The organism is Achromobacter sp. Marseille-Q4954, from assembly GCF_943737025.1.
GTDB classification, from domain to species: domain Bacteria; phylum Pseudomonadota; class Gammaproteobacteria; order Burkholderiales; family Burkholderiaceae_B; genus Achromobacter; species Achromobacter bronchisepticus_A.
Genome location: NZ_CALSFQ010000003.1, coordinates 465636 through 490186 on the forward strand (window position 1 = coordinate 465636; position 24551 = coordinate 490186).

18 protein-coding genes are annotated in these 24551 nt (G+C 65.4%); 12 read left to right on the forward strand and 6 right to left on the reverse strand.

Going from position 1 to position 24551, the window contains the following annotated elements:
• Nucleotides 1-74: 74 nt before the first annotated feature.
• From NGK62_RS27630 to NGK62_RS27660, 7 genes are read left to right on the forward strand one after another with little or no spacing between them, the layout of a single operon-like run.
• Complete coding sequence (locus tag NGK62_RS27630; RefSeq protein WP_251881281.1) at nt 75-1607, forward strand: class I adenylate-forming enzyme family protein; 1533 nt, start codon at nt 75-77, stop codon at nt 1605-1607.
• On the forward strand, nt 1604-2788 hold the full coding sequence (locus tag NGK62_RS27635) for a lipid-transfer protein (RefSeq protein WP_251881283.1): 1185 nt from the start codon (nt 1604-1606) through the stop codon (nt 2786-2788). Before NGK62_RS27630 ends, NGK62_RS27635 begins: the two co-directional genes overlap by 4 nt.
• Nucleotides 2789-2798: 10 nt before the next feature.
• A complete protein-coding gene (locus tag NGK62_RS27640) occupies nt 2799-3242 on the forward strand; it encodes a MaoC family dehydratase N-terminal domain-containing protein (RefSeq protein WP_118934526.1) in 444 nt (147 codons plus the stop codon).
• 9 nt (nt 3243-3251) lie between these two features.
• The gene (locus NGK62_RS27645; protein ID WP_059371765.1) at nt 3252-3671 is read left to right on the forward strand and encodes a MaoC family dehydratase; all 420 of its coding nucleotides are present in this window, start codon (nt 3252-3254) and stop codon (nt 3669-3671) included.
• Nucleotides 3672-3690: 19 nt separating this feature from the next.
• Nucleotides 3691-4515 (forward strand): SDR family NAD(P)-dependent oxidoreductase, encoded by an 825-nt coding sequence (locus NGK62_RS27650; RefSeq protein WP_059372763.1) that lies wholly within the window; start codon nt 3691-3693, stop codon nt 4513-4515.
• A gap of 14 nt (nt 4516-4529) precedes the next feature.
• The gene (locus tag NGK62_RS27655; RefSeq protein WP_059371766.1) at nt 4530-5684 is read left to right on the forward strand and encodes an acyl-CoA dehydrogenase family protein; all 1155 of its coding nucleotides are present in this window, start codon (nt 4530-4532) and stop codon (nt 5682-5684) included.
• Nucleotides 5685-5724: 40 nt separating this feature from the next.
• Entirely contained in the window at nt 5725-7386 is a 1662-nt protein-coding gene (locus NGK62_RS27660) for a long-chain fatty acid--CoA ligase (RefSeq protein WP_251881285.1), read from the forward strand.
• Here NGK62_RS27660 and NGK62_RS27665 read toward each other — a convergent pair.
• Complete coding sequence (locus NGK62_RS27665; protein ID WP_059371768.1) at nt 7383-8192, reverse strand: slipin family protein; 810 nt, start codon at nt 8190-8192, stop codon at nt 7383-7385. The two genes, NGK62_RS27660 and NGK62_RS27665, sit on opposite strands and share 4 nt — an antisense overlap.
• A gap of 46 nt (nt 8193-8238) precedes the next feature.
• The gene (locus NGK62_RS27670; RefSeq protein WP_251881287.1) at nt 8239-9663 is read right to left on the reverse strand and encodes an NfeD family protein; all 1425 of its coding nucleotides are present in this window, start codon (nt 9661-9663) and stop codon (nt 8239-8241) included.
• A gap of 198 nt (nt 9664-9861) precedes the next feature.
• On the opposite strand from NGK62_RS27670, the gene NGK62_RS27675 reads away from it, so the two are divergent.
• The 5 genes from NGK62_RS27675 to NGK62_RS27695 all read left to right on the forward strand — a co-directional run bounded on the left by NGK62_RS27675 (nt 9862) and on the right by NGK62_RS27695 (nt 19927).
• Nucleotides 9862-10782, forward strand: coding sequence for a LysR family transcriptional regulator (locus tag NGK62_RS27675; RefSeq protein WP_251881288.1), 921 nt, complete (start codon nt 9862-9864; stop codon nt 10780-10782).
• Nucleotides 10783-10878: 96 nt separating this feature from the next.
• Entirely contained in the window at nt 10879-13167 is a 2289-nt protein-coding gene (locus NGK62_RS27680) for an FdhF/YdeP family oxidoreductase (protein ID WP_251881290.1), read from the forward strand.
• Between the two features lie 6 nt (nt 13168-13173).
• Nucleotides 13174-14094: a bestrophin family protein gene (locus NGK62_RS27685; RefSeq protein WP_118934985.1), complete on the forward strand. Its 921-nt coding sequence runs from the start codon at nt 13174-13176 to the stop codon at nt 14092-14094.
• A 458-nt stretch (nt 14095-14552) separates the two neighbouring features.
• A complete protein-coding gene (locus NGK62_RS27690; protein WP_251881291.1) occupies nt 14553-17036 on the forward strand; it encodes a hypothetical protein in 2484 nt (827 codons plus the stop codon).
• 119 nt (nt 17037-17155) lie between these two features.
• Complete coding sequence (locus tag NGK62_RS27695) at nt 17156-19927, forward strand: autotransporter family protein (protein ID WP_251881292.1); 2772 nt, start codon at nt 17156-17158, stop codon at nt 19925-19927.
• Between the two features lie 64 nt (nt 19928-19991).
• On the opposite strand, the gene NGK62_RS27700 is transcribed toward NGK62_RS27695, so the two are convergent.
• Genes NGK62_RS27700 through NGK62_RS27715 form a run of 4 tightly spaced genes read right to left on the reverse strand, consistent with a single transcriptional unit; the run spans nt 19992 to nt 24534 of the window.
• A complete protein-coding gene (locus NGK62_RS27700; RefSeq protein WP_124260416.1) occupies nt 19992-20405 on the reverse strand; it encodes a hypothetical protein in 414 nt (137 codons plus the stop codon).
• Nucleotides 20405-22018, reverse strand: coding sequence for a GMC family oxidoreductase (locus tag NGK62_RS27705; RefSeq protein ID WP_251881293.1), 1614 nt, complete (start codon nt 22016-22018; stop codon nt 20405-20407). The genes NGK62_RS27700 and NGK62_RS27705 overlap by 1 nt, the downstream gene beginning before the upstream one ends.
• Complete coding sequence (locus tag NGK62_RS27710) at nt 22015-23511, reverse strand: aldehyde dehydrogenase family protein (protein ID WP_251881294.1); 1497 nt, start codon at nt 23509-23511, stop codon at nt 22015-22017. Before NGK62_RS27710 ends, NGK62_RS27705 begins: the two co-directional genes overlap by 4 nt.
• Nucleotides 23512-23520: 9 nt before the next feature.
• Nucleotides 23521-24534, reverse strand: a complete 1014-nt coding sequence (locus tag NGK62_RS27715) for an ABC transporter substrate-binding protein (protein WP_251881295.1) — start codon at nt 24532-24534, stop codon at nt 23521-23523.
• Nucleotides 24535-24551 lie beyond the last annotated feature (17 nt).

The following is a 24551-nucleotide window of genomic DNA, read 5'->3' on the forward strand; positions in this document are numbered from 1 at the left end:
GGGGAAGCTAGGGGCTCGAGGACGAACGCACGCTGCTCCGCGCAAGGAGCACGGCGCCGCAGGAGACGAGCACCATGTATCTGACACAAGGCCTGCATCGCGCAGGCCGGCTGCACCCCGGCAAGATCGCGCTATGCGAAGACGTACGGCGCTGGACTTACGCGGCGCTGATCGATTGGACCGCACGCAAGGCCGCCGTGCTGCGCGGCCATGGCGTACTGCAGGGCGATCGCGTGGCGTTCTGGGGCGCCAACGGCGCAGACTATGTGTCGTGGATCCTGGCGTGCTGGTGGCTGGGAGCGGCCGTGCTGCCTTTGAACACACGCTGGAGCAGCCCAGAGCTTGCGCAGGCACTGGCCGACTGCAGTCCGCGCCTGCTGTTGGTGGACGAGACCATGGCGCCACGCATGGCCGATGTGGACGTTCCCGCCAGCACGGCGCCGCTGTCCGCCGACGTGCTGGAAGCGTACGCCGCCGCGGCTGCGCCGCTGGAGGATGTCCGTGCGGGCGGCGACGCGCTGGCCGCGATTCTCTTTACCGGCGGCACGACCGGCGCGCCCAAGGGCGCCATGCTGACACACGCGAATCTCTGGAGCGCTGCGGTGGCCAGGATGGCTACGGTCCCCACGCCGCCCGACAGCCGCACCTTGCTGGTCGCACCGCTGTTTCATGTTGCCGGCTTGGGACGATTGATCGGACAGTTTGTCGCGGGCGCATCGGTGGCGGTCCAGCGCGGCTTCCAGCCCCGCGCGGTATTGCAGGCCCTGCAGGACGACGGCGTAACCGAAGTACTGCTGGTGCCCAGCATGATCCAGATGCTGCTGGACGAACCCGGGTTCGCGCAGTACAGGCTGGACGGCGTGAGGCGCGTGATCTGGGGCGCCTCGCCGATTTCCCGGGCTTTGCTCGACCGGGCGCTGGCGGCCTTTCCGCAAGCGGAGTTCGTCCATGCCTACGGCATGACCGAAACCGCCGCCACGGTCGCCATCAATGCAGACGTGCGCCAGGGCGGCGCGCGCACCGAATCGGCGGGACCGCCTGCGGTAGGCGTGGAGACGCGCATTCTCGCGCCCGACGGCAGCGAGGCGGCGCCCGGCGCGGTTGGCGAGTTGTTGGTGCGCGGACCCATGGTGATGCAGGGTTACTGGAACCGGCCCGAAGAAACGCGCCGTGCATTCGACCGGGGCTGGCTGCGGACAGGCGACGCGGCCCGCCAGGACGAGGACGGATACCTGTATATCGTTGACCGCCTCAAGGACATGATCGTCAGCGGTGGCGAAAACGTTTACGGCGCTGAAGTGGAAGGCGTGTTAGCCCGCCACGCGCTAGTGGCGCGCTGCGCGGTCATCGGCGTGACGCATGCGCGGTGGGGCGAGGCGGTGCACGCGGTAGTCGTACCGCGTCCGGGCATGGCCGCCGACGCCGACGCTCTGGACAGGCATTGCCGCCTGCGGCTTGCCGCCTACAAGTGCCCCAAGACCTACGAGTTCCTCAGCGAATTGCCCATGTCCGCCGCCGGCAAGGTGCTGAAGTCCGTGCTGAGGCAAGACCATGAATCCAGGCGCGCGGCTGTCGCCGCGCCCGCTCATCAGGAGAGTCAGACATGAATCGGAAAGTATGGGTGGCAGGAGTCGGCATGATTCCCTTCAGCAAGCCCGGCGCCAGCGAGGCATATACCGTGATGGGCGCCAGCGCCGTGCGCCAGGCTCTGCGGGACGCCGGACTGCAATACGACGCGGTCCAGCAGGCCTACGCGGGCTATGTCTACGGCGATTCGACCGCTGGCCAGGCGGTGGTCTACGGCGTGGGGCTCAGCGGCATTCCGGTGTTCAACGTCAACAACAATTGCGCAAGCGGTTCGTCGGCCCTGTTCCTGGCGCGGCAGGCGGTGGAAAGCGGGGCCGTGGAGTGCGCGCTGGCGGTGGGCTTCGAACAGATGGTGCCTGGCGCGCTGAAAGGCGTGTACGAAGACCGCCCGTCGCCTCTGCAGGATTTCGTCTCGGCGATGAGCGAAATGCAGGGCTATGACACGGCCAAGCCGCGCGCAGCCCAGTTCTTCGGCGGCGCGGGCCGCGACTACATGAAGGAGCACGGCGTCGGCGCCGACCTCTTCGCCCGCATCGCGGTCAAGGCGCGCCAGCATGCCGCGCGCAATCCTTACGCGGTGTTCCGCCAGCCGGTCACGCTGGACGAGGTGCTGGCCGCGCCCATGATCTTCGATCCGCTGACGCGCCTGCAATGCTGCCCGCCGACCTGCGGCGCGGCGGCCGCCATCCTGTGCTCGGACGAGTTTGCGCGCCGCCACCGTCTGGCGCCCGCCGTCAGCATTGCCGCGCAGGCCATGACGACGGACACGCCGTCCACCTTCGGTGCTGGCGACATGCGCAAAGTAGTGGGCTTTGACATGACGCGAGCCGCGGCCGACCAAGTCTATGAGGCCGCCGGTATCGGCCCTGACGACGTGGACGTGGTCGAACTGCACGACTGCTTCACCGCCAACGAGCTGATCACCTACGAAGGCCTGCGCCTGACGCCCGAGGGCGGCGCCGAGAAGTTCATCCTGGAAGGCGACAACACCTACGGCGGCAAGGTCGTGACCAATCCGTCCGGCGGGCTGCTGTCCAAGGGCCACCCTCTGGGCGCGACCGGTTTGGCGCAATGCACCGAGCTGGTGTGGCAGCTGCGAGGCCAGGCGGACTTGCGCCAGGTCGAAGGCGCCAGGCTGGCGCTGCAGCACAACCTGGGACTGGGCGGCGCCTGCGTGGTGACGCTGTACCAGGCCGTCTGAGGGGAACGCAATGCTCGACACCAGCCATATCGGCGCCGCCCTGCCGGCGTTCAGCGCTAGCGTGGAGGCGGGCCGCCTGCGCTTCTTTGCCAAGGCCACCGGCCAGGACGACCCGGTCTATACCGACGAGGCCGCCGCGCTGGCGGCCGGCTACCCGGGACTGCCGGTGCCGCCGACCTTCTTCTTCTGCCTGGAAATGGACAGCCCACGGCCCGCCGCCATGCGTGAACTGCTGGGCATAGACATCGCGCGGGTGCTGCACGGCGAACAGGGCTTCGTCTACCACGCCATGGCGTACGCAGGCGACGAATTGCGCTTCGAGCCGCGCATCGCCGACATCTACGCCAAGAAAGGCGGCGCGCTGGAGTTCGTCGTCCGTGAAACCCGGGTGACCGACGCCGCCGGGCGCCTGGTCGCCGAACTGCGCGCGACGACCGTCGTGCGCAACACCTAGGAGACGGGAATGACTGCGGCCATGAATCATGACGCCAAGGCCGGCGACCAGCTGCCCGGTTTTACCGCGGGGCCGGTCAGCCGATTGGGGCTGGCGCTGTATTGCGGCGCTTCGGGTGACCACAACCCGATACACGTGGACCTGGATTTCGCGCGAGCCGCGGGCATGGACGACGTCTTCGCCCACGGCATGCTGTCGGCCGCCTATCTGGCCCGGCTGCTGACGAACTGGGCGCCGCAATCGGCGCTGCGCGAGTATGCCGTGCGCTTCGTGGCGATCACGCACGTGGGCGATGAGGTCCGCTGTTCCGGCAGCGTCGTGGAACGCTTTGAAGCGCAGGGAGAAACCCGCTTGCGGGTGGAACTGCATGCGCGCAGCCAGACCGGCGAACTGCGCCTGAGCGGCGTGGCGGTGCTGGCAATTCAGTAACCCAGGAAAGGAGATGACGATGGGCACATTGGAAGGCAAGGTCGCGCTGGTCTCGGGCGCGGGGCGCGGCATCGGGCAGGAGATCGCGCTGAAGCTTGCGCGCGAAGGCGCCAGCGTGGTGGTGAACGATTTGGACGCGGGGCCGGCGGAAGAAACCGTGGCGCTGATCCGCAGGGCGGGAGGCCAGGCGCAGGCCTGCGCGGGCAGCGTGATCGAGGCGGGCTTCGCCGAACGTTTCGTCGGCACCGCCGTGAATACCTATGGCGGCCTGGACATCATCGTCAACAATGCCGGCTACACCTGGGACAACGTGATCCAGAAGATGACGGACGAACAATGGGACGCCATCCTGGCGGTGCACCTGTCCGCGCCGTTCCGCATCCTGCGGGCGGCCTCCGGTTTCATCCGGGTGGCGGCCAAGGCCGAGGCGGAGCAAGGCAGGGAAGTGTTTCGCAAGGTCGTGAACATCTCGTCGACTTCCGGCGTCATGGGCAACGCCGGGCAGGCCAACTATTCGGCGGCCAAGGCGGGCATCAACGGCCTGACGCGCGCATTGGCCAAGGAATGGGGCCGCTACAAGGTAAACGTCAACAGCGTGGCCTTCGGGCTGATCAAGACGCGCCTGACCGAAGCGCCGGCCGACGGCGATGCCACGCTGGACATCGAAGGCCGGCAGATCAAGGTGGGCGTCAATCCGCAAGTGCTGAAGAACGCCGAAAGCCTGATCCCCATCGGCCGAGCCGGCACGCCGGCGGAAGCCGCAGGTGCGGTGTACCTTTTCTGCCTGCCCGAGTCCAACTACGTCAGCGGCCAGGTCCTGGTCGTCGGCGGCGGCCGTCCTTGAAAGGGGGGAGCGCAATGGACACGCCACGGCAAGGCTGGATGGACGCAGACCTGACGCTGTTCCAGGATTCGACGCGGCGTCTTTTCGAAAAGGAGTTTGTGCCCGACGAAGAACGCTGGCGCAAGCAGCAGCACGCGGACCGCGAGGTCTGGAACAAGGCCGGCCGTCTGGGCCTGTTATGCGTGAGCATGCCCGAAGCCTATGGCGGAGGCGGAGGCAGCTTCGCCCACGAGGCCATCGTGGCGGCGGAGCAGGCGCGCGCCATGGTGCATGGCTTCAGCAACAACGTGCACAGCGCCATTCTGGCGCATTACATCCTGAACTACGGCACGGAAGAGCAGAAGCGTCGCTGGCTGCCGCGCATGGCCACGGGTGAACTGGTGGGCGCCATCGCCATGAGTGAACCGGGAGCGGGGTCCGACCTGAAGAGCGTGCGCACCACCGCCGCCAAGGAAGGTGGTGAATACGTGCTCAACGGATCCAAGACCTTCATCACCAACGGCCTGCACGCGGACCTGGTCTGCGTGGTCGCCAAGACCGATACCCAGGCCGGAGCCAGGGGCGTGTCGCTGATCATGGTGGAAACGCAGGGCCTGCCGGGCTTCAGGCGCGGGCGGCTGCTGGAGAAGCTGGGTCAGAAAAGCCTGGACACGGCGGAGCTGTTCTTCGACGGCGCGCGCGTGGGCGAGGACTGCCTCCTGGGCGGCGTCGAGGGCTGTGGCTTCGCCCAGCTCATGCAGCAGCTGCCGCGCGAACGGCTGCTGATCGCGGTGGGCGCCGTGGCCACCATGCGTCGCGCCATCGAGGAAACCGTGGCCTACGCCAGCGCCCGGCAGGTCTTCGGCCAGGCGCTCATCGAACTCCAGAACACGCGCTTCACGCTGGCCGAGTGCGAGACGGTCGCCACCATTGCGGCGCGTTTCGTTGACGATTGCATCGAACGCCAGCTGGCCGGCACGCTGGATCTGTCCACCGCAGCCATGGCCAAGTGGTGGACCACGCAGATGAACTGCCAGGTGATCGACGAGTGCCTGCAATTGCACGGTGGCTACGGCTACATGCTTGAATACCCGATAGCCAGGATGTACGCGGATGCGCGGGTCGGCAAGATCTACGGCGGCTCCAACGAGATCATGAAGGAAATCATCGCGCGCGCCATGACCGCCTGAAGCGCATGGCAGACAGTCAGAACAACGATGAGGAGACAAGATGCACCAAGCGCATTATCGGTACTGGCCCAAGGGGTTGCCGAAGGAGATCAGCCCGCCGCAGTCCAGCCTGTACTTCAACCTGGAGGCGTCCGCCGCGCGCTATCCGGGCAAGGCCGCCATCGTGTTCTACGACACCGTGCTCGACTACGCGCGCTTAAAGCGCGAGGTCGATGCCATGGCCGGCTACCTGCAGCACAGCGCGGGCGTGAAGGCGGGCGACCGCGTCCTGTTGCTGAGCCAGAACTGTCCGCAGTTCGTCATCGCGTACTACGCGATCCTGCGCGCCGATGCGGTGGTGGTGCCGGTCAACGCGATGAGCACGCCGGACGAGCTGGCGCATTACCTGGCGGACAGCGGCGCACGAGTGGCCTTCGCGGCCCAGGAACTGTGCGCGCGGCTGGACGGCTTCGCCGCTGACGGACGCCTGGAGCGCGTCATCGTCCACACCTATTCGGACTATTTGCAGGCCCCGGCTCCTGACGCGCCCGACTGGGTCGCCGCGCCCCGGCGCGCACCTGATGTGCGCGGCGGCGTGCCTTGGTACGGCGCGCTGGCGGTCAACGCTCAGCCGTCGCCGCACCGGGCGGGGGCGAAGGACCTCTGCCTGTTGCCCTACACCTCGGGCACCACCGGCCGGCCCAAGGGCTGCCGCCACACCCACGGCACCATGAACGCATCCCTGGCCGGCTCGCAGCTATGGCGCGGCCTGACCTCCGAGGCGGTCATCATGGGCGTGGCGCCGATGTTCCATCTGCTGGGCATGCAGAGCGGCATGAACACGCCCATCTTGCTGGGCGCCACGGTGGTGGTGCTGCCGCGCTGGGACCGCGAAGCGGCCGGGCGGCTGATGGCGCGTCATCGCGTCAGCGTCTGGGCCGCGCCGCCGGCGATGGTCGTGGATTTCTTTGCGCAACCGGGCATCGAGAGGCTGGACCTTTCCAGCCTGGCGCAGCTGTGCGGCGGCGGAGCTCCCATGCCCGAGGCGGTCGCGGGCATGCTGGCCAGCCGCTACGGCATTACCTACAACGAGGCATACGGCCTGACGGAAACCGCATCGTTCCTGCACTGCAATCCGCTGGACCGCAACAAGCGCCAATGCATTGGCGTCCCCACCTTCGGCGTGGACACGCGGATCGTGGACCCGGCCACGCTGGCTGAACTTCCCCAAGGCGAAACCGGCGAACTCGTGACGCGCGGCGCGCAGGTCATGCTGGGGTACTGGAACAATCCGCAAGCCGACGACGAAGCCTTCTTCATGCTGGACGGGCAGCGCTACTTCCGTACCGGCGACCTGGGCCGGGTGGACGACGAAGGCTACTTCTACGTGACCGACCGCTTGAAGCGCATGATCAATGTGTCCGGCTACAAGGTCTGGCCGGCGGAGGTGGAGAACACGCTGTACGGGCACCCCGCGGTGCACGAGGCTTGCGTGATCGGCGTGCCGGACGCCAGCCGCGGTGAAACGGTGAAGGCCCTGCTGGTCTTGCGCGACGAGGCGCGCGGCAGCGTGCGCGAAGAAGACGTGATCGCCTGGGCGCGGACGCGCATGGCCGCCTACAAGGCGCCGCGCATCGTCGAGTTCGTGAACGCCTTGCCCAAATCCAGCACCGGCAAAATCTTGTGGCGGCAGTTGCAGGAAGAGGGCAAGGCGGCGGCCTAGCGCGTCCCCGGGTCCGCTTGGCTGGCGGCGGCCGCAGGCGGTTCCTGGCCCTTGCCCGCCAGGCCCTGGAGCAGGCGGCCCAGTTCCACGGGGAAGGGGAAGACGATGGTCGAGCTGTTCTGCGCGCCTATCATGGCCAGCGTGCTCAGGTAGCGCAGCTGCATCGCCTCGGGCTGCTCCGACAGGGTGCGCGCCGCGTTCAGCAGCATCTGCGCGGCCTGCTGTTCGCCTTCGGCATGGATGATCTTGGCGCGCCGCTCGCGTTCCGCCTCGGCCTGCCGCGCGATGACGCGCACCATGCCTTCATTCAGATCGATGTGCTTGATCTCGACGTTCGCCACCTTGATGCCCCAGGCGTCGGTCTGCGCGTCAAGGATTTCCTGCACCGCGCTGTTCACCTTGTCGCGCTCCGAGAGCAGTTCATCCAGGTCGTGTTTGCCCAGCACGGAGCGCAGCGTCGTCTGCGCCAGTTCGCTGGTTGCCTGGCGGAAGTTTTCGACCTGGATCACGGAACGCTCGGGATCGATCACGCGGAAGTAGATGACCGCGTTTACCTTGACGGACACGTTGTCCCGGGAGATGGCATCCTGGCTGGGAACATCGAAGACCTCGGTGCGCTGGTCCACTCTTACCATCTGCTGGACCAGCGGGATCAGCAGGATCAATCCGGGACCCTTGACGCCGGTAAAACGTCCCAGTGTAAAGATCACGCCGCGCTCATACTCGCGCAAGATTCGGACCGACAGGGCGAACAGCGCGACGGCCAGCGCCAGGATGGGGGCGTAAAAGGCGAGGTTCATCAACATGGCAGGCTCCGCATGGAGGGTTCGAGAGCGCAGGTTGCGGACGCCGTCATCCCGACGGCGGCGGGCCGGCGTCCGCCCGTACCTGCAAGGTCACGCCGCGGACGGCGGTGATGACGACTGCATCGCCGGCAGCCAGGCCCGCCGGACCCGTCGCCCGCCAGCGTTCGCCCGCGGCCGCCACGTAGCCCTGCCGGTCCGCCCAGCTCAACACCTTGATGCGCTGGCCGATCAGCGACTCGGCGCCGCTGACGATGGGAGCCTGGCGCGAACGCAGGGCCAGCCGGCCGACCAGGAAGGTCATTCCCAGGCTGGCCGCGGCGATGCCAGCAATCAGCGGAATGGAAACGCCAAAGGCGGGCGTATCGGTGTCGATGAGCAGGAGGGCGCCCAAGATGAAGGACACCGCGCCTCCAATGCCCAGGACGCCCAGCGTTGGCGCGAATATCTCCGCCACCATCAGCGAAATGCCCAGCAGGACCAGCGCGATCCCGGCATAGGTCAGCGGCAGCGCCGACAAGGCGTAGAGTCCGACCAACAGGCAGATGGCGCCGAAGATGCCCGGAAACAGGGCGCCGGGAGTCATGAATTCGAAGATCAGTCCATAGATGCCGGCCATCAGCAGCAGCAGCGCCAGATTGGGATTCGTGATGACGCTGAGCACCTGGGTGCGCCAGTCGGGGTCTCTGGCCAGCACTCGCAGGTCTTTGGTGTGCAAGGTCACCATGCCGTTGCCGACACGGACGCTGCGTCCTTCCGCCTTGGCCATCAGGTCCGGCAGGTCATCGGCGATCAGGTCGATCACGTTACGCGCGTGCGCTTCGCCGGCCGTGAGGCTGGCCGCGCCGCGCACCGCCTGTTCCGCCCAGTCGGCATTGCGGCCGCGCAGCGCGGCCAGCGCGCGGATGTAGGCCACGGCGTCGTTGATCGCCTTGGCTTCGGCCGGATCTTGCCCGGTTCGTCCAGGACTGCCCTCGTGACCTGGGGGCGGCTGCTTGTCTGGCGGCTCTGCCGGCTTGGAGGAGCCGCCCAGCGAAATCGGGGTCGCCGCGCCCAGGTTCGTCGCGGGCGCCATGGCCGCGACATGGCTGGCGTAAAGAATATAGGTGCCGGCGCTGGCGGCGCGCGCACCGTTGGGCGCCACATAGGAAATCACGGGAATGGGCGAGGCCAGGATCGCGCGGATGATGTCGCGCATGGAAGCGTCGAGTCCGCCCGGCGTATCGATGCGCAGCACCACCGCCGCGGCATTCTGTTCACGCGCGGCGGCCAGGCCGCGGATCACGTAGTCCGCCGTGGCGGGGCCGACGATGCCGTCCAGGGTCAGCAAGAGGGCGGCCGGCTGGCCCCCGGCCGGCTGCGCGCCTGCGCCGCCCGCGACGAACGCCGCTGCCGCCAACAGCGCCGCCGCGCGGCGCAGCTTGCGCAGCATTGAACAGGTTCCGGACATCAGGCTCAGGATCGGGGCGGTCATGAGCTGCTTTCCTCCGACACGCAACGCGTGGCGGCGGGCCGCCGGCGCTGCTGAATCCAGCGTACTACTTTTGCCGCGGCATTCAGAGACCTGCCGGCGCGGCGGCTCGGGCGTCAAGGCGGCGGCGTGCGCGATGTCTTTGAGATGGCCCGGATTTTCTGCAAAATAGATCGTTACCGTGGACGATGAAATGCAGGAATGTCTATGTTTATCCGTCAGCTCTCCTATCTCCTGGCCCTGGACAAGTACCGGCATTTCGGACGGGCGGCGGAAAGCTGCCATGTCTCGCAACCGGCGTTGTCCAATGGCATCCGCGAACTGGAGCGCGAACTCGGAATCACCATCGTCAAGCGCAACCGGACCTTCGAAGGCATTACCCCTGAAGGCGAACGGGTGATCCAGTGGGTGCGGCAGGTGATGGCTTCGCTGGAGGGGCTGCGGCAGGAGGCCAACCTGGTGCGCAGCGTGCCGCAAGGCCACCTGGCGATAGGCGCGATTCCCACTGCCAACCATGCGGCGACGCTGCTCAGCGCCCAGTACCGGGAGATCCTTCCGCAGCTGACGCTGGAAGTCACCTCGCTCAGCACGCCGGAAATCCTGCGCCGGCTGAAGGCCCAGGAAATCCAGTTGGGCATCCTCTATGAGCGGTCGGTGCTCGATAGCGCCGATTTCGACGTGATGCCGCTGTACGCAGAGCGCTACGTGCTGGTGGCGAACGAGCAGGCCTCCTTGCCGCGCCAGCTGGATTGGTCGGAAGTGGGCGAGCTTCCGCTCTGCCTGCTCAGCCCGGACATGCAGAACCGCCAGACCTTGAACAAATGTTTCGAGAGCGTGGAAGCCAAGCCGCGCGTGGTGCTGCAAAGCAACGACATCCGCGTGCTGCTGGCGGAATGCCAGAGCGGGCGGGCGTTCTCCATCATGCCCCTGAGCGCCTTGCCCGCCCAGTACGAAGGGGCCGGGCTGCTGGCGCACCCCATCACTCCGGAGCACGCCGAGGACGTCTGCCTGGTCAGGCTGCGGCGCGACACGCCGCCTGCCTTGTCGAACGCCGCCTGGCAGATCGCCGGCCAGCTGGACCTGGAAGCCGTCCTCAACCAATCGCTGGCGACGAAGCCTTGATAACCATGGATTATCAAAAGGTTCACAGGAAAAATTAGATCAATTCTTGTCGTTGCCGCATGCTGGCGGGAATTGGGCGCTTGAAGGAGACCAGCCATGAAACAACGACGTGAAGTACCTGGCATCCGTCCCTATGACGGGCCGGCGGGCGGCTGGGGGGCGTTGAAGGCGACGGCCCAGGCCGTGCGGCAACAGATGGAAGTGGTGGAGGCGCCCGTCGTCCTGCTGCGCACCAATCAGCCCGCGGGGTTCGATTGTCCAGGCTGTGCGTGGCCGGACAAGGAACACCGCTCCACGTTCCAGTTCTGCGAGAACGGCGCCAAGGCGGTCACCTGGGAGGCAACCAGCAAGCGCGTGACGCCGGATTTCTTCGCCCAGCGCACGGTGTCTTCATTGCTGGCGCTGTCGGACTATGAACTGGAGGACTTCGGCCGCCTGACTCACCCGATGGCCTACGACGCGGCCACCGACAAATTCGTTCCCGTGTCGTGGGATGCCGCGTTCGAACGCATCGGCGAGGCGCTGCGCAGCCTGGACGCGCCTGACCAGGCCGAGTTCTATACCTCGGGACGGGCCTCCAACGAGGCGGCCTATCTGTTTCAGCTATTTGCGCGCGAGTTCGGCACCAATAATTTCCCGGACTGTTCCAACATGTGCCACGAGGCGACCAGCGTGGGCTTGCCACAGTCCATCGGCATCGGCAAGGGCACGGTCTCGCTGGAGGACTTCGACCATGCGGAGCTCATTCTCTCCATTGGCCACAATCCCGGCACCAATCACCCGCGCATGATGGGCACGCTGCACGAACTGGCGCGCCGCAAGGTTCCCATCATCGTCTTCAATCCCTTGCGCGAACGCGCGCTGGAACGCTTCGCGGATCCGCAGAGCATCGTGGAAATGGCGACCTTCAGCTCGACCAATATCGCCTCGACCTATTATCAGGTCCGGGCGGGCGGCGACGCGGCCGCGCTCAAGGGCATCATGAAAGCGCTGCTGGCGCTGGAAGCGCAGCGCGGGAACGTCCTGGACAGCCAGTTCATCGCGCAACACACATTGGGCTTTGACGCGCTGGCCGCGGACCTGGAGGCAACCTCCTGGGCCGACATCGAAACCGAAAGCGGGCTGCACCGCGCGGACCTGGAGCACGTGGCCGAGGCCTACGCCAAGTCCAACGCCACCATCGTCACCTACGGCATGGGGATCACCCAGCACAACACGGGCACGGCCAACGTCAAGCTGATCGCCGACCTGCTGCTCATGCGCGGCAACTTCGGCAAGCCCGGCGCCGGCATCTGCCCGCTGCGCGGTCACTCCAATGTGCAGGGCAACCGCACGGTCGGCATCACGGAAAAGCCCAGCCCGGAGTTCCTGGCAAAGCTGGAAGCGGAGTTCGGCTTCACGCCGCCGCAGGGCCATGGCCATGACGCGGTGCAGGCCATGGAAGCGATGGTCGACGGCTCGGCCCGGGCGCTCATCTGCCTGGGCGGAAACTTCGCCGTGGCCTTGCCCGATCCCGAACTCTGTTTCGAGGCCATGAAGGAACTGACGCTGAGCGTGCATCTGGGCACCAAGCTCAACCGCTCGCACCTGCTGGTGGGGCGCGAGACCTTCCTGTTGCCGGTGCTGGGGCGCACCGAGCTGGACGTCCAGGCCGACGGCCCGCAATCAGTGACGGTGGAGGACTCGATGTCCATGGTCCACGCCTCGGCGGGCAAGCTGAAGCCGGCATCCGCCGAGCTGCGCTCGGAACCGGCCATCGTCGCCGCCATGGCCCGGGCGACCTTGCCCCACAGCAAGGTGGACTGGTTGGGGCTGGTGCAAAACTACGATCGCATCCGCGACCTGATCGAGCGCACGATTCCGGGCTTCGACGATTACAACGCGCGCATCCGCGTGCCCGGCGGCTTTCGCATGCCCTTGCCGCCGACCGAGCGCAAGTGGAACACGCCCACCGGCAAGGCCATGTTCTCGGTGTTCCCCGGCGTGCGCGAGCGCTATGAGCCCTGGCCGGACGAGGTGTTGCGGCTGGTGACCATACGCAGCCACGACCAGTACAACACCACGATCTACGGCTTGGACGACCGCTACCGCGGCGTCTTCGGCCGCCGCGACGTGCTCTTCATGCATCCGGAAGACCTGGCCGCGCAGGGCTTGGAACACGGTGATCTGGTGGACATAGAAACCGTGTCGCGGAACCGGACGCTGCGGCTGGCAGGCATTACCGCGATTGAATACAGCATCGCGCGAGGTTCGGTCGCGGCCTATTATCCCGAGGCCAATGTCCTGGTTCCGCTGGACTATATCGACAAGGAATGCGGCACGCCTTCCTACAAGTCGATACCGGTGCGCATCCGCAAAGCCGCGCAGGGGGGCGCCCAAGCGTAAGCCGTCATGATCGTCCGCCCCGCCTCGCGCTCTCCCTGGCTGCTGCTGTTCACGCTGAAGGGATCCATTGTCTCCATCATCTGGAAGCGTGTCGTCGCCATGATGCTGCTGGCCACCGCCGTGGTGCTGGCGGAGCACCGGCTGCCCTTGAGCGGGGTCGGGTTGGGCGCCGTGCCCTTGACGCTGGTCGGGCTGACCCTGGCCATCTTCCTGGGGTTCCGCAACAGCGTGGCCTACGAGCGCTGGTGGGAGGCGCGCAAGCTCTGGGGCGAGCTGCTCATCGTCATCCGCAACCTGACGCGGCAGACGCTGAGTTTTCCCGACGGCCTGCCCGCCGCGCGCCAGCGTGAATTGGCGCATGGCCTCATCGCCTATGCCCATGCCTTGCGGCACATGCTGAGGCAGAGCGATCCCAAGGAAGACCTGCAGCGCTGGTTGCCCGCCGCTACTGCGGCCCGCATCATGCATGCGGCGAATCCGCCCAGCGTGCTTCTGGGCGACTTGAGCCAGGCCTATGCCCAGTTGCGGCGGGAAGGGCGGCTGGACAGCATCCTGCTCGCGGACATCGATGGCCAGATCACACGGCTGTCATACATAGGCGGCGGCTGCGAGCGGATACGCAGCACGCCGATTCCCTTTGCCTACATCCTGCTGCTGCACCGGACCGTCTACATCTATTGCCTGCTGCTGCCGTTCTGCCTGGTCGGCAGCATAGGCTGGGTGACGCCCTTCATGGTGGGCGTGCTGTCCTACACGTTCTTCGGGCTGGACGCCCTGGGCGAACAGATCGAGGAACCCTTCGACCGCCTGCCCAACAACCTGCCCCTGGATGCCCTGTGCCGCGGCATCGAGATCAACGTCGGGGAGTTGCTGGGCGACAAGAATCTGCTGCCGCCGTTGTCGCCGCAGGATGGCGTGCTGTTCTAGCTGTCATCTTTTCCGATCTGGTACGGGGTGCGGCGCTGGCCGCGCAACAGCTGAACAGGCATGAAAAGAATCCGTCGTGGCCAGCTGACAGTCCCCTTGCCCAAGGCCCTCCGTGGATGCCACGCCGCGGTCAACGGTGCTTGCGCGCGACTAGCGATAATTGCAGCTGCGAGGCTGGCGTGGTTTCCCGTATCCCTATAATTTCCCGCGGGCAACCGCGCCGCCTGGCGGCGTATCAGCAGCTCCAACAGTCATGCATTCGTTCAGCACCGAAAGCACTTTCGACAGTCCCTTTGCCGCGAAAAAAAATGCCGGAAAGTATCGAGCGCACGAGATGTACATCGAAAAAGCCGCGCCTGCTTCGTTCAGGCCCCGCCAACTGGGATGCTTGGCGAGACGCTAGAAACCGGGTCCTCGCCGCACTCGATGGCAAGCCAGGCAGATCCGGACGACTTCGCTTGCATGACCGTGAACCTGCGGAACGCGGATCGAAGCGCAGGTTGTCGGTAGAGTGCTTGGATTGCGGAGCGGGCCAGGACGGTAGCTGGATTACTTATTACGACAACGTGCGCCTGTCGCCGCAAGGCTGCCCAGTCTGCAAAAGCGTCGGCCGTCTGATCGACCAATTCAAATCGGCGTTCTCCGACCACACGCTGACGTTGTGCACGCCTGAAAGCGGTTCTCCCAACCCCGCTGGATTGAGGTTCAACGTGCGGCCCTTGATATGGGCCTTGCCTGAAGATTTCGAATGGACCATGCCCTCAATCGGTATCGCGGCCGTCAGGAGCGCGCTGCGGCGACATCGTCTGCCGAATGAGGCGGTGCAGGGTCGTTATCAGGACTTCGTGGAACTGCAGTCAGAATTCACGCGTGCCTTCCCTTTGGGGACACTTCGGTTCGCCCATCGTCAACATCCAGAGAACACGTCGCCAGGTCCATTCTTCAGCATGAAGTCCGGGCCGCGGCTACTGCGTGCACCTCTTGAGGATAGCTGCATGTCGCGTGCAGCAGTACGCAAGGCAGTGCTTCAAGAGGACAAGGATTCGATACTCCGCGCCCACCTCCTCGAACGAGCAAAGCAGCACATGGCAACAGAGGTCTCGTTCGAATGGAGTCCAGGAAAAGGTGGCGGATTTTTGATTTTCTACCGTAGCCGCACGGGTTTCTATCATCTCGACACGCGATGGCGCGCCGAGGAGAAGGCATGGGGGCAATCTGGGTTTCGGCGCGGCGAGTCACTCGCTCTCATCGTCATTTCCCACTTGTTCCCCGCCCATGACTGGCGGCGCACCTCTCGCCCGGCTTTTCTCCTGAGAGATAACGGGCATCGACTTGAACTTGACGCCTACAGCCCCAGTCAGCAGCTGGCTCTCGAATATCACGGCATGCACCACTACAAGCCGCGCTCTCAGAGCGCCGAGGACCTGGCAGCCCACGTCGCGCAGGTTCAGCGGGACGCCGAGAAGCGGACGCGGTGCGTAGAGGCAGGCGTAACGCTGATCGAGATGAAAGATAGACCGTTGGCTCCAGCAGCCTTCCTTTCCTGTATCCAGGAGCTCGTCGGCCAGGCAGGACTCGTGCCCACGGTTCCCAATCCAAGCCTGGAGCTGATCACTAGCCGTTGGAATGAGATTTGCGCGAATCCTCTCGAAGAATTTCAGCAGGCGTTGCTAAGGAATCTTGGCCATCACAAGCTGGTTTCGCACGAAATTGCAAAGGTGAACAAGGATTGCATGGTCGTATATCAATGCGGCCATTGCAACGAACTGAACACTGCTCAGGCGAAGGGCCTGGTTGCGGGAAGGGTGCGCAAGTACTGTCCCCTATGCAAGGACGCGGTCACTTCCCAAAAACGCCGGGCTGAGGCGCTCAGCGCGTGGGTTGCTCAAGGCCTGCCCCCTTCGGTGATTGGCCGGATGGAGTTCGATGATTCAAACCGCTACCTGTATCGCTGCGAGGCCGATCACTTGACCATCCTGCATAGTTGCACGTCCGCCCTGCGGCATGTCAGCGCCGGCGTCTTCAATTGCCCGGCATGCATCAGTGCCCGTTCTGGCGTCGCAGTCAACCATGCGACGTTGTTTCCTGAGTATGTCAAGGATTTTTCCGACGCGCTCGCGGGGTTCAAGTTTGCCGTGCTCGGTTCACCCAGGTACGAAGCGGGCCAGCTCACAGCTCAAGTGCGCTGTCCCGCTGGCCACGAGCGATTGATTGACCGTTCCTTGTTGCACCGGATACGCAAGAACACGAGCTTGACGGATATGAGCGTAGTACCCTCGGCTTGCCCGGACTGCGCATATCCCGGCGTCGATGTCACCGAAGCGCTCAAGCTCATGGGAACCCTGCACCATCGTCTGTACGTACTGGAGGGCATGTACCCGGAGATCTCCTACCTCGCAGGCTTCGACGCAACGGGCTGGAACAGGGAAACATACTCTTGTGGACGAAACGGTCCTGATGGAACGCCCCACTCGCCCTTCTCTATCTCTTTTCGCAATCTCCTCAGGTACGCGAAAAAACTGGGCGATCGGCACCTCTGCCTGTCTTGCAAACTGGAGGCTGGTACAACCAACCATCGCGGGAAAACCTTGGCAGATACGGTTTCGCGGATGGAAATCCTGCGCGCGACGGTATTGGCGATCACTCCGCCACACCTGAAGCCGGCCGCCATGAAGCCGCCAACCGCAACACTCGTCACCGAAGGCTTTGGAGGGCGTGGCGAATTCTCGACCACGAAGGCGCGCATTCGCTTTACTTGCGGCATACCCGGCCATGCGCCGATGGAAGCGTCCTACAGCAACTATTTTCATCGGTCCGAGTCGCGAAGCTACGGGTTCTGCCCCGTGTGTGTCCGCAATGCCGGACTGACTCAAGCGCCGATGCCGGAGCCAGTCCGCACCGCGGCCGGCAAGCTGAGAGCCATCACTTTGCGGATCGACTGAAGATGGACGTTCGCGAACGACCGCCGGAACCCCATGGATAGGTGAAATAACCTATTAAGAAATCCAGGCTGCATGCCGTACCGAAAGTAGGTCGCGTCTACTCAAAAAAAGGATTCTTCATGGTCGCCAGGAGTTGCCCACGCACGGGATGGCTGAAATCGGCTGCCCTCGTTTTCTACGCGGCAAACGTCGCCAATCCCGCCAATGCCCAATCGGTTTCCGTCACTGGCCAGGTCCTGCCGGGTTCCGTCCAGACGCCGCATTGGACGGTGGGGGGCGATCTGACGGTCGGAGATACCCTTGCCGGGGAGTTGGTCATCGATGCGGGCGGTTCGGTAAACAACGACTGGGCCTACGTTGGAAGTTTCAATGGCGCTCCAGGCGCCGTGACGGTGAAGGGCCGTGACGGCAATGGCACGGCGTCCACCTGGACCAGCGTCGGCCCGGTGCTGATCGGGGGCGAGTCCGGCAGCAGCGGCACGCTAAGCATCCTGGACGGCGGCGTGGCGAATAGCGATTCGGCCAGAATCGGCGTCGACAATGGCAGCGTCGGGAACGTTCTTGTTTCCGGGGTGGGGTCGACCTGGAATCTCAACACCGTCGGCGCGTTCGAGATCGGCACGGGCGGCAAGGGCACGCTGCGGATCGACAACGGCGTCGTGCACAGCGGCCAGGCGATCATCGGCTGGGTCGCCGGCGCCGAGGGGAGCGTCACGGTATCAGGCCCGAAGGCGGTCTGGGATCCGCTGAACAACATATACGTGGGTTTTGAAGGAACCGGCGAATTGCACGTTCTCGATGGCGCCAGCGTGAGCACGGTCGGATCGACCGGGCCTGGCGCCGCAGCAGCGGTTTACATCGGGAAGAGCGTGGGCAGCGTCGGCACGGTGACCGTATCGAGCGCGACGGCCGATATCTCGACGCTCACCGCGAGCGACCGCATCGAAATCGGTTCGGAAGGCACGGGCACGCTGACCATAACCAAGGGCGGGGTTGCGGTCGCCGTCCGCGACACGTGGCTTGCCCCTGCCGGCACTTCCACCGGCACGCTGAACCTGACCGGCGATGCCAGCGGCCGCGGCGTGCTGGAGACCGGCTCGGTCATCAAGGGCGCGGGCAACGGCACCTTCAACCTGGACGGCGGCATCCTGCGGGCCAATCGTGACGAGAATAATTTCCTGAATGGCTTCGTCACGCAGGCCGTGGGCAGCGGCGGCGCCTGGTTCGACACGAACGGCCACGACGTGGGCGTGTCCACCGCGTTCTCGGGAACGTCGCGCTTGAACAAACAGGGCGCGGGCACGCTGACCTTGTCAGGCAACAGCGCGGCGTTCACGGGAACCACCGATATCCAGGCAGGAACGCTGCAGGTGGATGGCATCCTCGGCGGGCCGGTGAATGTGCTTGCGGCGGCACGGCTGAGCGGCACGGGACGCGTCGGCGCGACGGTCAACCAGGGCGCCATCGCACCGGGGCCGCGCAGCGGCTTCGGCACCCTCACGATCGCCGGCAACTATGCGGCGCAGGGCGGCAGCCTGGAGATCCGCACGCAGCTTGGCGCCGATGACTCGCCGACGGACAAGCTGGTGATCACGGGCGACAGCGCTGGCACGACACCGGTCACGGTGAAGAACATGGGAGGCGCCGGCGCGCAGACCCAACGGGGCATACAGGTCGTGCAGGTCCATGGCCTGTCGGCGGGAAGATTCGATTTGGCCAATGGCGACTACGTCATCGGGGGGCGTCCGGCCTTGGTGGCTGGCGCCTATGGCTATGTGTTGCAACAGGACTCGGCCGTTGGCGGCTGGTACTTGCGATCCTCCTTGACCAATCCCGGCACCACTCCAACCGACCCAGGCACGACTCCAACCGATCCAGGCACGACTCCGACCGATCCCGGCACACCCTCGCCCGGCGGCGGTACGCCGGGCGCCGAACCGCCCTTGCTCTATCAACCCGGCGTGCCTGTCTACGAAGCCTATGCCAATACGCTGCTGCACCTGAGCCAGCTGCCTACCCTGCGCCAGCGAGTCGGCAATCGCCTCTATGATCCGGCGGACGCCGGCCGCAACGGCGTATGGAGCCGCGTGGAGGGCTCGACCGCCCGGCTCGACCCTGCGTCGTCCACAACGGGCGTGAGCCAGAAAGTCGATAGCTGGAAGGCGCAATTCGGCGTTGACCGCGTCCTGGCGGGCCAGAAAGAGGGCTCCCGTCTGGTGGGCGGCCTGGCCTTTCACTATGGCAAGGCCGACACGCGTCTGTCGTCGGTGTATGGCGACGGCACCATCGACACCACTGCCTATGGCCTGACGCCGACTTTGACCTGGTACGGCAAGAATGGCGTCTATATCGATGCCCAGGCCCAGGCGACCTGGTTCGACAGCGACCTGAACTCACGGTTGGCCGGCAAGTTGAAGGGCGGCCAGAAGGCCCAGAGCTATGGGCTGGGTATCGAAGCGGGCAAGGCATTCGGGTTGACCGAGGGGTTGGCCCTGATCCCGCAGGCGCAGCTGACATACGTATCGACCCGCTTCGACAGCTTCAACGACAAATTCGGCGCGCGCGTCGCCAGCGACAAGGGCGACAGCCTGCTGGGCCGTTTGGGTATCGCGCTGGACTACAAAAGCAATTGGCAAACGGCCGGCGTGAAGCGGGAATCGAGCGTCTATGGCGTCGTCAACGTGAAACATGAATTCCTGGACGGAACGCGTGTACGCGTGGCTGACACGCAGGTCGCCAGTCGCATGGCTCGAACCTGGGGCAGCGTGGGGGCGGGCCTGAATTACGGCTGGGGCGAGCGCTATGCGATCTACGGTCAGGTCGACGCGGACACGGATTTTTCCGGCAGCCATATCGTCACCGCGACCGCGGGTTTCAGGATGTCTTTCTAGGGGGATGATGGCGGCCGGCAGACTCCCCTTCTGCCGGCGCCAGGGCCGTCACGCGGGTACTCAGTCAACAGCAATCGCAAAGCAAGACATCGTTGACGACGTTGCGAGGCCGCGACCCCATGCGGCCGAATCCGAATGCCGCCATCACGTCGTGACATATCTCCATTGCTTCCCGCTCGTCTTCGGCGCCGGCGACCCGCGGCCAGGTCACCAGCACACGCTTGGCTTTCATCTGTTCCACGAATTGCGGCGGCACTGCATCGCTGCCCACCACGGTCACGGACTGAATCCGAGCCGGCAGCCCCACTTGCAGGGATGCCAGGCTTGCCCCGCCGACGATCAGCGCGGCCGTGTCGGGGGGGAGCTCGTCGGCAGGGTTGCAGTACTCGACGGAAAAGAAATCGTCCAGCCGCTGGTGGGCGGTGTGTGCCAGCGGCAGCAGGCTGACGCAGCGATGACGCTGCAATGAAAGTCGCATCAACGCGCCTCCTCCAGTATCCAGTCCGAGGCGCGCTCCGCCAGCATGAGCACGGGCGCGTTGATGTTGCCCGAGGTCAGGTCCGGCATGACCGAGGCATCGACGATGCGCAGGCCTGGAACGCCGATGCAGCGCATACGGCTGTCGACGACTGCCATTGGGTCGTTTTCGCCTCCCATCCTGCAAGTGCCGCCGGGATGGTGAACCGTGATGGCAGTCTTGCGGACGAATGCGTCGATCGCTGCATCATCGATTACGCCGCCGCCCGGCGCAAGCTCGGTGGCGACGTAATCACCAAGCGCAGGCTGGTCCAGCAAGGTCCGCGCGATACGCACCGACTCGCGTACCCTGATCCGGTCTGCGTCGTTCGCCAGAAAGTTCTGGTTGATCCGAGGCGGTGCCAACGGGTCCGCGCTGGCGACGGTGATCTTGCCGCGGCTATGGGGGTGCAGCAGCACCGTTCGGACGGCAAACCCGTCGGCGAAAGGCTTGCGTACCGGATTGAGCCAGGGATGAGCGTTGAAAGGCGCCGCTGTCAGGAGAAATTGCAGGTCCGGCGTATCCGCGCCGTCTGGCTGCACAAATCCCACTATGCCGCCTGGAACGTCGCCGGCAAAGCCCTCGCCGCCGAGATAGGCGCGCGCCATGGAGACGCCGATGCGGTCCAGGCGCATGCCGTGCACGAATGGGCCCGGCTCTCGGCGGCGTGCTGTGACGATGACGGAGATATGGTCCTGCAGGTTTTCACCCACTCCGGCGCGCTCCAGCCTGACGCCTATACCGGCATCGCGCAATGTCTGAGCGGGGCCGATCCCCGAGTGCATCAGGATCGCGGGCGTGTTGATGGCCCCTGCGGCAAGAATCACCTCATGGTGAGCCCTGACGGCCGTGGTGCGGCCCTGTCTGGCAAAGCGCAAGCCGACCGCGCGGCTGCCGTCGAAGTCCACCCCAAGGACATGCGCCAGCGTGACCACGGTCAGGTTGGGGCGGCGCAATGCGGGGCGCAAATAGGCCGTGGCGGCACTGCATCGGCGTCCGCGCCGGATCGACATCTGCAGGCGCGAGAAGCCGCCTGCCGGCGAGGCGTTGTAATCGTCGAGCCAGGGGTGCCCGGCCTGGCGGGCGGCCGTGGAGAAGGCGTCGAGCAACGGATCCTGGTAGCGGCAGCGCTGCACCCGCAGGGGGCCGTCAGCGCCGCGGTCACCGGTCTGTCCGTCCTCCCAGTCCTCCAGGCGGCGGAAATAGGGCAGGACTTCCTCGAAACTCCACTCGGGCAGATCGTAATGCCGCGCCCAGCGTGCGTAATCCTTGGGATGGCCGCGCACGAACGCCATTGCATTGGTCGAGGAACTTCCGCCTACAACCTTGCCGCGCGCGCATTCGATGGCCCGGCCGTCGGCGTGCGGGGCAGGCTCGGCGTCGTAACCCCAGTCATGCAGGCGTTGCTGCAGAATCTTGCCCCATCCCAGTGGAATGTGGATGAGCGGGTCTCGGTCCCAGGGACCCGCTTCGATGACCAGCACCGAGACCGCTGGGTCCTTGCTCAAACGATTGGCCAGCACGCAGCCTGCGGAGCCTGCGCCGACGATGATGTAGTCGTATTCCGCCTTCATGTCGGGGTCACTGGCCTGAAGTTGATGTGGACATTTTTTTCCCGGGTAAATGAGATCATCTCGCCGATGCACTCGTCGCGGCCGATCCCTGACTGCTTGACCCCGCCATACGGCGCGCCAAGAAAGTGCTTGCCGACTTCGTTGATCCAGACGAATCCTGCATCGATCTCACGCGCCAGCCGGTGGGCGCGCGCCAGGTCCGCCGTCCAGATCGCGGCGGTCAGGCCGACGTCCAGGCTGTGCACTGCTGAAAGCATCTCTTGCTCGTCGTCCCACGGAATGAGCGCCAGCACAGGACCGAAGAACTCCTCGGTGGCCAATGGCGAGGCGGCGGCCACGTCCGCAAAGACGGTCGGTTCCAGATAGAAGCCGCCTGCGGGGACGCCGTCCCGGGGAATGCCGCCGCCCGCGATCAGGCGGGCGCCTTGCGCCACGGCGGCATCGATCGCCTGCTTGACGCGGTCGCGGTGTTCGCGGCTGATCATCGCGCCCATGGTCGTGGCGGGGTCGGTCGGGTCTCCCGGTACGAACGCGGCGCAAGCCAGCGCCACCTTGGCGCAGACTTCGTCATAGATGGATCGGTGCACGAAGGCCCGGCTGGTGGACCCGCAGGACTGCCCGCACCACGTAAAGTTCATGCCATCGACGATCGCGCGCGCCGCCAGCGCGGGGTCGACGTCCGGGCAGGCGATGAACGGGTTCTTGCCGCCCAGTTCCAGCGCCACGGGTTTGAGCCGCGACGCCGCGGCCTGCATGACCCTGCGCCCGGTGGGAATGCTGCCCACCAGGCCGATCATGTCGACGTCGGGACTGGCGGCCAGCGCCGCTCCGGCGTCGGCGCCGCCCGGGATCAGCGAAAAGACGCCCGGAGGCAAGAGATCTCCGATCAGCTCCGCGCAACGCAAGGCAGACAAGGGAGCCTGCACCGGCGGCTTGATGATCACGGCATTTCCCGCCGCCAGCGGGGCGGCCAGCTTGCCCATGGCGAACAGCAGCGGATGGTTGTACGCAACGATGCGCGCCACGACGCCGACGGGCTCCCGCTCGGTGTAATCCAGCGCGTCGTGTCCCATCGGGATGGTGTCGCCCTTGAGTTCCGTCACGAGGCCAGCGAAGAAATCCAGCAGCGCCGCGGCGACCATGACGTCGGACCCCATCTCCGATACCGGATTGCCGCAGTCCAGCGCGTCCAGGAGCGCCAGCTCCCTTGCGTTGTCCCGCAAGCGCTGAGCCATTTTGCGCAAGGTGGCGGCCCGGGCCAGCGGGGCCGTGCGGCGCCATGCGCGGGCTCCGGCGCGCGCCGCCCGGGCCGCGCGCGCCACGTCTTCGGCGCCCGCATCGGCCACGGCCATCAGCCGTTCGCCGGTTCCTGGCGCCGTGATGTCGGTCCAGCGTTCGTTGACGGGAGCGTGCCAGCCGCCGTCATAGTAGACGCCGTTGTTGGCGGGCAGCTGGACATCGCCCGAGGCGGTCTTATGAGTTTTTCCTGCCATGATCTCGCCTCACTGCTTCAGAGCTTGCGCTTTTTCGAGGAAGCGCGTGTCGAAGCCCTGGGTTTCGTCGAAGGAAGGCGACAGCGCACCTTGTTCCTTGAAGAGCGTCGCGGATGAGCGCCACAGGGCTGGATCGATCCAGCCGATGCCATGCGTCCGGGTGTGCTCGCTGAAGAACGTGAAGTCCAGATCTGCGCGCAACTGCGCCACCAGCATTTCCTTCTTGCCCTTGTACTCGGGGTTGTTCTTGATCAGCGTGTCGGCGGCCGCTTCCGGGTTCTGGATCACGTCGGCGAAGGCCTTGGCATAGGCCGTCACGAACCTCTGGACGAGATCCGGGCGCTGAGCAATGTTCTTGTCCGACGTGAATACGCCCGAGCCATAGCTCTGGATGCCCAGGTCCTCGCCGTGCAGGATGGACAGGGAACCCGGCCCTCCCGCCTTGTGCTCGAGCTCGGGAACCTCGGCGTCGATGTAGCCCGGCACCACGTTTACCCGGTTCAGCAGCAACAGGTTTTCGTAAGGCGGCGATACGGTCGACTGCTTGATGTCCGCCAGCGCCAGGCCGTTCTTGGCCAGTGCGGCCTTCAGGAAGATGTAGGTCGAACCGCTGGGATGCACGCCAATGTTGGCGTCCTTCAGCTGCTTGGCGTTCTGCAGATCGAAGTTCTTCTTCAGCGAAATGATCGCCAGCGGCGTTTTCTGGTTTACCGCCAGCAGCGCCGAATTGGCCACTCCTTGCGATCGTCCCACCATCAGGGTCGGCAGATCGGAAAAGCCGAAGTCGGCGTTCCCGTTGGCCACCAGCCGCAAAGCGTCGGTGGAGCCCGTTCCCTTGCGGATCGCCGTCACATCGATGCCTTGGTCCGCGAAGTAGCCTTTCTCCCTGGCGACGAAGAAGGGCGCGTGATTGCCGCGCACGACCCAGTCCAGTTGCACGGTGACTGCGTCCTTGGCGTGGACGGCGCCGCTGAACAGTGCCAGCACTCCGAAGAGCGCGCTGAATCTCCAACTCGATCTCATGTTTTTCCCCTTGTTGA